2 protein-coding genes are annotated in these 11,929 nt (G+C 68.9%); one reads left to right on the top strand and one right to left on the bottom strand.

Features of this window, described 5'->3' with window-relative positions; all coding sequences use genetic code 11:
- Window positions 1–272 precede the first annotated feature (272 nt).
- Window positions 273–8,063: a ricin-type beta-trefoil lectin domain protein gene (locus DJ476_RS04450; protein WP_318294351.1), complete on the bottom strand. Its 7,791-nt coding sequence runs from the start codon at window positions 8,061–8,063 to the stop codon at window positions 273–275.
- A gap of 563 nt (window positions 8,064–8,626) precedes the next feature.
- Here DJ476_RS04450 and DJ476_RS04445 point away from each other — a divergent pair.
- A complete protein-coding gene (locus tag DJ476_RS04445) occupies window positions 8,627–11,827 on the top strand; it encodes a DNRLRE domain-containing protein (protein ID WP_112489889.1) in 3,201 nt (1,066 codons plus the stop codon).
- The last annotated feature ends 102 nt before the right edge of the window (window positions 11,828–11,929 follow it).

Below are 11,929 nucleotides of genomic sequence, written 5' to 3'. Positions count from 1 at the left end.
GGTGGCAAAGAGGTATCCGCTCCCTGAATTGATGGTGTACCACTGACCGCGAGTCCCGGCGGGAATTTCCACCCCTGATGGGGTGAACTCTCCTCCGGTACTGATTTCAAGTCGTGGACATGTCGTGGGCATCTGGAGAAAAGAGACGTTCGAGAAGAGAACGTCCACTCGGGCGGGGGAAGGGGTGTCGCGGAGACTGCGAAGCAGTAGCGAGTTGAAACTCACCGAGAAGTGCCACATCCGAAACGGTCTTTCCCATGACGCGACCAAGGTCACTGTGAACCTCCCAGATACTTGGATCCCTTGAGGACCGTCGAAGTGATGTCTGTACCTCCCAGGTAGAACCTGAGCCGACTGCTGTCGAGGTTCCCGACTCGGAAGGCGCGTTCGAGGAACGCCATCTCGCGTTGCGTTGTGAACCAGTTGTCGCCTTGCCCCTGCTGCACGGCGTGGTCGAAGACCTCTGCCGGTCCGCCCGACCTTCTGTTCTCCAGGGTGAACCCGTCGAGGCGGACGTGGATGGTTGCGCCAGGATGGTTATTCATCGCATCCGCAGCACTTGAGATGGAACCATCGCGTGTCTCCCCCATGAAGTGGGTGTAGCCCTTATCGTTGGCCCACTTCTCCAGCCCGTTGTCCGATGTTCCGAGGGCAACGTCGGTGAGCTGCTTGCTGCAGTTGTGAACGAGGACCGGTGTGGCCGCCGCAACCACATAATACGTGTGCGTGTTGCCGACCGTGAGGTTGTGAACCGTCGCGCCCGCGCTGGTCCAGCGCTCCACCGCAGTGATCTGAACCTGCGTGCCGGCCCCGGTGTGGAGCCACTGGCCCGACTTGAGATCGGTGGCGTCGATCCACTCGCCCAGTTCGGGCACCCAGAACGGGTGGCCGTCGGTCGCCGTGATCTCGGCGGTCTTCGTGCCGCGGTCGCCGTCGGTGTCGATGGTGACCTTGACCAGGTGCTTCAGGCCTTCGCCCTTGATCTCGGCGGTGACCGTCTCGATCCGGGTCTCGCCCGTCTTGGGGTCGGTGGCCTTGACCTTGTCGCCGACCTTCACGTCCTCGATCGGCTTCGTCGAGCCGTCGGCCATGAGGACCTTGGTGCCGGGGGTGAAGCTGTTGTTGATCGGGCAGGAACCGCCGGTGCCTTCACCGGTCTTGCCGGATCCACCGCTTCCACTCGAGCCGCCGTTGGAGCGGGCCGAGCCGCCGGAGGAGCCGCCGGGCTTGGACGTCTTGGCGCCGCCGCCCGAGCTCTTGCTGACGTTGGCGGCAGAGGACGCCTTCGGGGCCGCCTTCGCCTGGGCCTGCTTCTGGACCGGGTTGCCGGTCTTCTTCGTCTGGTTGACCGCCTTGTTGCTGATCGTGTTGGCCTTTTCGGCAGCCTTCTTCTTGGCTGCCTGCGCGGCCTTCTTGGCCTTCTCGATCGCCGCCTTCTTGGCGTCGAGCGCTCTCTTCTCCGCCGCCTTCGCCGCAGCGAGGACGGCCTGGGCCGCCTTCTTCGCCTTGTGGAAGGCCTGGATGGCGGAGATCGTGCGGTTGACCGCCTTCAGGACGGATGGGATCTTGCCCAGCTTGGTCCAGGGGATCGCCCCGATGATGAGGCTTCCGCAGGCCCACATGTCACCGCCGAAGCAGTTCATGGCATCGGTGATGCCGATGAAGTCCTTCAGCGCACCCCAGGCCGCGGAGAGGATCACCGAGGTCAGGGACTTGCCCATCGTCGCCTGGGCCGCTGAGACCTGGGCGGCGCTCAGGCCGGCGCCCGCGAGGGCCGCGGCCTTCTCCGACGCGGTGAGCGTCACTGCGAGGCCCGTGGGGTCGGAGAGGGTGACCGGGTTGTTGTGGGCGTAGGCGTAGCCGTTGGACTGCAACGGGTCGGCCAGGTCCAGGACCGGGTCGGCGGAGAGGAAGCGGCCGACGACCGGGTCGTACAGACGGGCTCCGAGCGGTGTGTAGCCGGAGGCGTCGTCACGTGTCGCACCCAGGAACCCGGTGTGGTTCCGCATGGTGTTCGTGGGCGCGCCGCGCTGGTTGCCGAAGGGGTCCTGCTTGCGGACCCGCACCGACATCGCGTCGTTGAGGGTGATCTCCGCGTACGGGCTGCCCTGGTGGTCCGAGGCGATGGCGACCAGGCTGTCGGAGCCGGTGCCGTAGCTGAAGCGCAGGACCGAGCCGCCGGGGGAGGCGTAGGAACGGTGGCTGCTGACCAGCGTGCCGCCCTTCTGGACGGTGACCTCGGACTCGCCCAGGTGCAGGGTCGCCTGCTTCCCCTGGACGGTCAGCAGACGGGAGCCGTCGGGACCGTAGATGTGGCGGGTCTCGTTCTGCGCCTCCCACTGCTGCGCGGCCGAGCCGGCCGAGCAGGTCGCCAGCACGACCGGCGTGCTGTTGGCCGTGGCTCCGTCCTTGACGGCGAGGCACAGACCCGACGCCGGGTGGGTGAGCTGCCCTGCCGCGGTGCGCTTCAGCTGCTGGGCGGCCGAACCGTCACACTTCTGCACCTGCAGCGCCGAACCGGCCGTGTTGCCCGCCGGCTTCACACACCACTCCACGTGGGTGTTCAGCGTGCCCAGGTCGCCGTCGCTCTGGTTGGGCGTGGCGGCGAAGTTCCACTTCTGGGCGGTCGACCCGTTGCAGGAGTAGAGCTGCACCGCCTGGCCCGGAGAGGCCGCGGCGGAGTTCAGGTCGAGGCACTTGTCCGCGAGACCGACGTACTCGGTCTTGCCGCCGCTGCCCTGGCCGACGATCCGCTCGACCTGGCCGTCGTAGGTCCAGGTGAGCTCCTGCTTGTCACCCGTCGCCGTGGAGGTGACGGTCTTGGTCTCGCCGGTCAGTTCGTACAGGCGCTGCGCCTCGGCGGTGACCTGGGCGCCCTGCGGGGTGACGTACTTCTTCGTCACCTTGGTGAGGGTGCGCGGCTGGCTGCCGTCGGTCTTGCCGTACGCGTACTCGGTGACGGCGTCCTTCGCCGTGTCGCCGGTCAGGTCCTTCTCGGTGAGCTTCTTGCGGTTGCCGAGCAGGTCGTACTCGTACTCCTGCCAGTAGCCGGAACCGTCCGTGCCCGCCGTCGCGTTGGACGTGCCGTCAGGACCGGCCGGGCCCGCGGCGCAGGAGTTCTGGTCCTTGGCGGTCCAGGCCTTCGTCAGCTGGCCGAGCGGGTCGTACGTGAAGCACTGCCGCTCCTCGATGCCGAGGGAGCGCTCGCGGATGGAGGTGACGCTGCCCGCGTTGTTGTACCAGTAGGAGCGGTGCGAGACGAGGTTGCCTCCGACGACGGAGGTGTCCCCCTTCTTCTCCCGGTAGACCTGCTGGTCGATGAGTTCGCCGCTGGCCTCGTCGTAATTGGCCTGCGTCCACACCCGGTTGGGCTGTGCGCCGAGCGTGGCGCGCAGCAACTGGCCGTAGGAGGAGTAGACCGCCTCGGCGCCGTACCAGTCCTTGCCGGAGACCGAGAGCGGCAGGCCGTCCTTGTCGTAGCGGACGACCAGCTTCTCCGCGGCGAGCTTGCCCGCGGCGGGCAGCGACGCCTCCTTCAGCTGACCGGTGTCCGTGTACGTGTAGTCGTACCGGTAGGAGGCGCTGACCCCCCACGTGCTCGCGATGGACGGCGGCAGCGACAGGGTGGTGGAGGTGGGCTGGTAGTCGGAGGTGAAGCCGCCGACCTTCAGCTCGTACGGCAGGCCGTCGGTGTAGCGCTTGACGGAGGAGGGCAGGCCCTTGCCGCCGGTGGCGTCGTCGTAGGCGTACTCGCTGAGAAGGGTGCCGTTCTTGTCGTTGAGCCGCTGCTGCGTGGGCCGGGACAGTTCGTCGTACCCGGTCCAGGTCTTGATGCCCCGGGCGTTGGTGACCGTTTCCGGGCGGTCACGGCTGTCGTACTTGGTGGTCGTGGCGCCCGAGTCCGGGTCGGTGGCCGTGTCCAGCCGGCCCCGGCGGTCGTAGGTCCAGGTCCAGGGACGGGAGCGGTCGGCGGAGTGGTCCGCCTTCGCCAACTGGCCCCGGGCGTCGTACGCGTAGCGCATCGAGGTGTACTCGTCGCGCGCCGTGTTGGTGAACGTGTCGACCCGGGCGGTACGGCCCAGCGCGTCCGAGTAGACGCGGTAGGAGGCCGAGCCCGACGGGTTGATCACCGTGGAGTGGTCGGCGGCGTACGTGTACTTGGTCGCCCTGGCCGGCATCTCCACGCCGCGCAGCAGGGGCATTTCCTGGAGCACGCGGCCGAGACCGTCGTACGTGTAGCGGGTGGCGTTGGGTACGGCCGTGTCGGCGAGCGGGGTGAACAGCTCACCGGCGGGCTTGCCCTCGGCGAAGTAGGCGTTGTTGGTCTGCCACACCTCGCCCGAGGTGTTGTACAGCGTGTCCGTGATCAGTCGGCCGCCACCGGTGGCCTGCTCCTGGCTCTGGCGCTCGCGGCCGAGGCCGTCGAAGAGCGTGACCGAGGTCTCCACGCGGTTCTCGTGGCCGCGCGAGGAGGTCGTGATGTACGGGGGTTTGCCCGCCGGGGTGGTGTACGTCGCCGCGAAGTCGGGCACCGCCGATGCGGAGGGGGTGCGGCCGGGGCCCCACGCCTCCTTGAGCCGACCCAGCGGGTCGTACGACGAGTGGCTGACGTGGCCGTTGGCGTCGGTCGACTTGATGGTGGTCGCGCGACCCGGCTCCAGCTCGTCGATCTGCTGGTGCCCCAGGGAGTTCTCGGTGGTGACCTTGAACGCCTGCCCGGAGGGCGGGTCGTAGGTCATCTTCGAGACCTTCCCGTCCGGGTCGGTCTGGCGGACGACACGGCTGATGTCGTCGAAGCCGGTGGTGCCCTCGTTCTGGAAGCCGGTGCCGTCCGCCTTCAGCGACCAGACCTGGGTGGCGAGGCCACGGGCGGACTCGCCGAGAGCGGCTCCGTAGGCCTGGTTGTCGTAGGCGGTGCGGCCGGCGGAGCTGAGCGTGGCCAGGTTGTCGAAGTCGGCGTCGGCGCAGGCGGTGGCGGACGACTTGACCTGCTTGGTCAGGCCGATGATGTGCTTTGTCTTCTGGTGGAGGTACTCCATCACCGAGCAGGACTCGTCGCCGGTCTTGCCGGTGTCACCGAGGAACTCGACCTGCGTGGGCAGGCCGTACTCCGCGTCGTACGAGGTCTTCGTCTCGATGACGCGCTCGGTGCGCTTGTCGTCGCCGGTGCCGGAGGACTTGGTGTACGAGAGCTGCTTGGGCTCGGTGACGCGCCAGGCGCGCAGGGCGGTGAGGCCGTCGTCCCTGTCCCGCTTGGCGAGTTCGGTGGCCTTCGGGTAAGTGACCGAGCGTGTCAGCCAGTTGGTGTCGGCGTCCGTGGCGTTGCTGTAGGTCAGTTCCTCCGCGATACGGCCGGCGAAGGGCTCCTGGTCCTTGGCTATCTCGGTGCCGGCGATGTCCTTCACGGACACGGAGTCGCCCATGCCGCGGAAGTACCGGACGACCGCCTTGGACCGCTTGCTGCCGATCTCGGGGTCGTCGGCGCCCGTGACGGTGGTGACCTGCTCGAAGCCCGCGAACTGGGAGTAGGTGCGGGTGGACTTCTTGGTGAACTCCTGCTCGGCCAGGCGCCATGCGGCGTTCTTGTACGCGTAGGAGGTCAGCGTGGAGAACGCGCCGTCGACGTTGGGGAGTTCCTCGACGTCGGCGACCACGTACTTGTGGAACCAGTCGATGTCCTCCTTCGCCGGGTCCGGGTGCCAGAAGGAGGGGTAGCAGAGGCGGGTGTTGGACTTCAGCTCGGCGGTCTCGCTCTTGCCGGGCAGCCCGGTGCCCGTGGCACACGCGCCTTCGGGCTGCTTGTAGTTGACGACGGTCTCGCCGCCGTACTCGCTGATGACCCGGGCGATACGCAGCCGGGAGAAGCGGGGGCGGACGTCGTCGGGCCGCATGACGCGGCTGGGCATGTCCTCGGCGTTGGACTCGAAGCGCACCGGGTTGAGGGTGACCTTCTCGTCGGTCGTGCCCTTGCGCCCGTAGCCGGTACGGGTGATCGACTCCAGCCAGAGGGCCGGGTTGGAACCGGCCTTCAGCGTCGGGAAGTTCTGCTTGAGCTGATACTCGTCCACCACCTGGCGGGCGGTGGTGTCCGTGCGCCGCTGCGCCGACGTGGTGATCTTGTCGAGGCGCTTGCGGGTGAAGAAGGCGGGGTTGGCGTTCCAGCACATCTTGCCGGAGGCGCAGCGGAGGTCGGCCGGGGTGTCGTACCAGATGCGGTACTTGCCCGGGTCCTTGGAGGTGAAGTTCTCCTCGGTGCAGTCGAGGGAACCCTCCTTGAAGCACCGCTCCGCGACCGTGAAGTTGACGCGGGCCGGGGCCGGTTCGGAGAAGATCCTGTTGGCGCGCTGCCCGTAGTCGATGCGGGTCAGGTAGCCGCCGCGGTGGTAGGAGACCGGGGCCTTGAAGTTGAAGTTCTTGGCGTAGTAGTTGGTCTCGCGCGCCCACCACAGGGACATGGCGTTGCCGTGGACGTCCTCGACGTAGTCGAGGGACCAGCGCCAGGCCTGGGTACAGGAGGAGCCCGCGAAGTTGCCCGCCTTGTAGCAGTCCTCACCGGGGTGGTTGCCGAACACCGGGACCGTCAGGACGGAGTTGGTGACCGGATCGTCGTCCTCGGTGGTGGAGGTGCCCTTGTCGGACCAGTTGGGCAGCCGGTGGCGCCCGAAGTAGTGGCGGGTGCCGTCGCGGGTGGTGACCACCCAGTGCTCGCCGTCCTTGGCGCCGTTCTTGAGGCTGGGGTCCTTGATCAGCTCGACCTTGGAGCCGTCACCGTTGGCGGTGGTCCAGGTCTCCTTGGTCTTGTCCCAGACGAGTTCGGTGGTCATGCCGCCGAGGGACAGCGTGGCGTTGTCGGAGCCCCAGCACATGTCACCGGTGCGGTGGGTGGCGTTGTTGGACCCCGGCTTCTTGGAGTCCTGGGTGCAGCCCGCGAAGGTCCGGGTGATCGCACCGGCGCTGTACTCCCAGCCGTCACCGATCCACGACGCCTGGTTGTTGGTGGCGGAGGTGCGGCCGTCCGCGGACTGCGAGGAGTAGGAGAGGTTGATCTTGGGCGTCAGGCCGCCACCGGTCTCCGGGGTCTGGATCTGGTACCCGTAGGTGAAGGCACCCGACGAGGAACCCGCGGACCAGGAGCCCGAGGAGAGCAGCGGCGTGGCCGTGTAGTCACCGGCCGCCGAGGCGCCGGTGTCGAGCGCGCCGACGACACGCGAGCCGGACGAGGCCGCGGCGCGCAGGGCGGCCGGGCGCACGGAGGAGCCGGACGCGTCGGCGCGCGAGCGGGCGGAAGCGCCGTCCGCCTCGGTGGCGGGGGTCCGCTCCTCGCCGAGCAGCTGTCCCACGGGCACGCTGCCCGTGAGGACACGGCGGGTCTGGACGTTCTTGGCGGCGGTGGTGCGGGTGGGCGCGTCCTTTGCGGACAGCAGCTCCACCTCGCTGGGCAGCGACTCGAAGGTGTCCGAGCCGGCGCCGGCGGACATCGTCTCCGTGCCGCCTTCGCCCTCCTCCGGGGCGCAGTCGCCGGTTCCGGAGGCGGTGTACACGCACTCGGGCAGCAGCATGAGGCCGAAGCGGTCGGCGGCCTGCGGGCCGTAGAGGTCCGCGAAGGCGGTGGTGTCGACGCTGAGCGCGACCTCGGCCTCCGGGTCCGCGGTGGCGGGCGGGGTGACCTGCATGATCAGCCCGGCGACGCCCGCGTCCTGGGAGGCCTCGGGGGCGGCGAGGGCCACGTTCCACTGTCCGGCCAAGGCGGCCGGGTCGCCGCCCTCCGGGACACCGAGGGCGACCGGCAGGTCCGCGACGGGCACGGTGGCACCGGGCTCCAGGCCGGTCAGGTCGGCGGTGCCGCTGTCCTCCTGCCACGGGGTGATGGCCTGCGGCTCGTACGGCGCGACCGGGACCTCGTCGGCGGTGGTGAGGTTGGACTCGGCGGTCTCGTCCTGGCCGATCGGGTCGGTCCCCGGGATGTCCGGCAGTTCGAGCTGCGTCTCCTCCCGGTTCATGCCGGGGCCGGGGACGGCCCAGGCCTCGGCGGAGAGGCTCGTGACCATCAAGGTCGACGACATCAAGAGAACGACTGATATGCGGGCACGACGCCGCCGAGCACGCCCTGACGATGTCAGGGCCAATCGGCCACGTCCCCGCCAGGACAGCGGACCTGCAGCACGCATACGCGTCGACTCCCACCCGGGCGTGAAGAAACAGAGGAAACGGAACAGAGGTGCGTGAGCACCGGAAAGCACACGCCCGGCCAAGGGCGCATGGGTCGGCACTCTCCGTCAGGGGTGGTCCACCGAGCAAGATCACGGATGGTGACGACGGGGGCACGAAAGTGAGTTGGCCCACAGGGCAAGATCCACTAGATCTCCGCACAGGCTGCCACTTCGGGCATATGCCCCCGCTTCCGCTCCTGTGAGTCCATAGCCACCCGTCAAGAGATGTCAAAAACGGAGATATCCGGTATCACTCTCCTCACTTTCCACACACGAGTAACGAATTAATGAACTTCTCATGGTGGACACTCCTTCCGGTCCCTGTGTGATCGTTCGGCGCTCTCCGCCCTCCGGTCCATGAGCGGGACCCCCTTTGTCGTCCCCTTTTCCGTCCGGCCCCACGGGAGTAGCCCGCAGTGTCCGCGCCACGCCTCCTCAGCCCCTTCGTGCGTACGCGCACCAGGCTGACGTGCACCCTCGGCCTCCTGCTGGCCGCACTCACCGCCGCGTTGCTGCCCTGGTGGCAGCCCGGCGCCGACAGCCCGTCACCCGGCGGGGACGGCCCGGCCGTCGCCAAGCCGGCCAAGCCCGTCTCCACGGGTCTCCGCGACGAGAGCGCCGCCATGGCCGAGGCGCTCCGCCGCGGCAAGAAGGTCCTCGTCGACACCGCCACCACGGCCACCTCCCGCACCTGGGCGCTGCCCGACGGGCAGTGGCGCGCCGAGTTCCACGCGCTGCCGCAGCGGGTGAAGAACGCGGAGGGGCGCTGGGCGGACATCGACACCACCCTGAAGCGGACCGGCAAGGCCGACGACGGGCTGAGCATCCGCCCCGTCAACGCCCCGGTCCCGGTGCGCTTCTCCGACGGCAGCGCCGACGGCGCCCGCAGGGGCGGGGACCGGGCCGAGCGTTCGTACGCCCGGCTGCCGCTGCTCACCCCGGCCGACCGCGCCCCTGCCGGTGAGACCGTCCTCGCGGAGTCGGAGTTCGACGGCCACACCATCGCGTACACCTGGCCCGGGCCGCTGCCCGAGCCTGTGCTCGACGGACCCCGTGCCCTGTACTCCGAGGTGCTGCCCGGAGTGGACCTGCTGCTCGTCGCCCGTGACGAGGGCGGCTTCGGCCAGCTGCTGATCGTGAAGACCAGGGAGGCTGCGGCCCAGGCCGCCGTCAAGTCCCTGACGTACGGGCTCCGTTCCGAGACGGCCGTGTTCCGCCACGACAAGACCACCGACGGCGTGCTGGTCGTGGACCGGGCCACCGGTGACGAGATCACCTCGATCCCGACCCCCTTCGGCTGGGACTCCGCCGGGATGGACCCCGAGGCCCCGGAGGCCGAGCCCCGTACCACCGTGGCCACCCCCGAGGACGTGCTGAACCTCTCCGGCCTGGTCGGCATTGAGCCGGGCGCCCGCCAGAGCCCGCTGGCGACCCGCCTGGACGGCGAGGGCTCCGGTGACGCCCGGCTGAGCCTGGACGTGTCCGGCAGCGGACTGTTCAGCGACGAGGACGTCCTGTTCCCCGTCTTCCTGGACCCGACGATCAGTCCCGGCTGGAAGGCGTGGACGACCGCCTACAAGCCGTACCCCAACACCAGCTTCTACAACGGCACCAACTTCAACTCCGGTACGGCCGACGCCCGCGTCGGGTACGAGAAGGACACCGGGGGCACCGCCCGCGCCTTCTGGCGGATGGGCTACGACACCAAGCTCAAGGGCGCGGGCATCACCAGCGCCGAGTTCAAGGTCATCAACAACTACGCCTGGTCCTGCACGAAGCGTGAGTACGAGCTGTCGCTGACCGGGGCCATCTCCTCGGGCACCACCTGGAACAAGCAGCCGAGGTGGGACACCTCCCAGGGCAAGCAGTCCTTCGCCTACGGCTACAACTCCTCCTGCTCCGACGAGTACGTCAAGTACAACGTGAAGAACGCGGCCCAGCAGGCCGCCGACAACGGCTGGGCGACGCTCACCCTCGGCATGCGCTCCCCGGACGAGTCGACGAAGGACTCCTACACCTGGCGCAAGTTCTCGGCGAAGTCCGCGGTGCTGGAAGTCACCTACAACCGCAAGCCCAACGAGCCGAAGAGCGGTACGACGTCACCGGGTGGCGCCTGCGTGGCCGGTCCGGGCGCCGGGCGGACCATCGCGAGGACCAATTTGGTCCTCTCGGCGACCGCCACCGACCCCGACGGCAACCTGAAGGGCCTGCGCTTCCGCTTCTGGAAGACCGGCGGCACGGTGCCCGCGGGCACCCTCGTCACCAGCCTGAGCAGCGGCAAGGGCTCGGTGACGATCCCCTCCAGCAGCCTGGCCGACAAGACCACCTACTCGTGGGACGTACGGGCCGAGGACTCCGCGGGTGCGGTCTCCAGCTACTTCCCGCCGGGCTCGGAGCCCTGCCGGGTGACGGTGGACGCCTCCGCCCCGCCGGCCCCCGACGTCTCCAGCGACGTGTTCCTGGAGGCCACCCCCGACGGCGCCACCTGGGCCACGGTCAAGTTCGGCGGCACCGGTTCCGCCACCTTCAAGGCCAGCGGCGCGACCAAGTTCAGCTACGCCTTCAACGGGCTGAACGCCAAGGAGGTGACGGCCACCTCCGGGAGCGCCACCGTCACCAACCTCAAGCCGCCGCACGCCGGCCCGACCTATCTGCACGTATACGCGTTCGACGCGGTGGGCAACCGCAGTGAGCGCACCGATTACGTCTTCTACGTGCCGCCCCGGGACACCGCCGACGGACCCGGCGACACGGGGGGCGACGGCCGGCCCGACCTGCTGGTCATCAACTCCTCCGGCAACCTGCGGACGTACGTCGGTGACGTGGACGGCGAGCTGTTCGGCTCCCTGGCCGCCTCGTACACCACCGACGGCAAGCTCAACCCGCCGGGCCACTGGTACGACCCCGCCACCGGCGAGGCGGCCCTGATCAGCAAGCACTCCGACGTCTACCCCGGTGACGGCGTCACCGACCTCTTCGCCCGCACCCCCGACGGAGGCTTCTGGCTCTACCCGGGCGACGGCTACGGCAGCTTCAACGTCGACAAGCGGCTGCGGGTGCGGCTGCCGTCCAACGCGCCGGACCCGGCCACCTGGACCCAGATCAAGGCGGTCGGGGACGTCACCGGCGACGCGCTGCCGGACCTCTTCATCCGGGCGGGGGCGTCCTTCTGGGCGCTGACCGGATACACCGGCGCCGGCTTCCAGCAGGCGACCCGTATGAACGCCGACGCCTGGGCCGCCCGCGAGATCATCAACGTCGCCGACATCGACCTGGACGGCACGCCCGACCTGGTGTGGCGCAACCCGGTCAACGGCAACATGTACGTCCGCCACGGCAAGCCGGGCACGGTCGCGGGCAGCGTGGACCTGGTCTCGCTCACCCTGGCCGCCAACTCCCGCGACGGGGACGTCCCGTACGGGACCAGCTGGACCGAGGCCAACATCTCGGCCGTCGTCGGTGTCCCGGACCTGAACGGCGACCGGATCCCCGACATGTGGGTGCGCTTCAAGGCGGACGGGCAGACCCGCGTCTACCACCCGTCGAAGACGAACACCAACGGTCCGGCGAAGCTCGTGATCTCCGCGGACTGGTCGGCCTTCAAGGCCTTCGGCTGAGCCACCTGATCGCCTCGTGAGGGCGCCGTCCACCAGGGCGGCGCCCTTTCGGCTTTCGGCGAGGCGCCTCGGCTTCCCCCGGGCCCCCGCGCGCCCTGTGGT

This window comes from Streptomyces bacillaris (assembly GCF_003268675.1).
Classification (GTDB): domain Bacteria; phylum Actinomycetota; class Actinomycetes; order Streptomycetales; family Streptomycetaceae; genus Streptomyces; species Streptomyces bacillaris.
The sequence above is the reverse complement of the archived record's forward strand: the minus strand, read 5'-3'. Positions and strand labels throughout refer to the sequence as shown.

Coding starts and splice junctions, on each gene's coding strand:
- DJ476_RS04450 (WP_318294351.1), bottom strand. CDS start 8,063: ATGTCGTCGACCTTGATGGTCACGAGCCTCTCCGCCGAGGCCTGGGCC.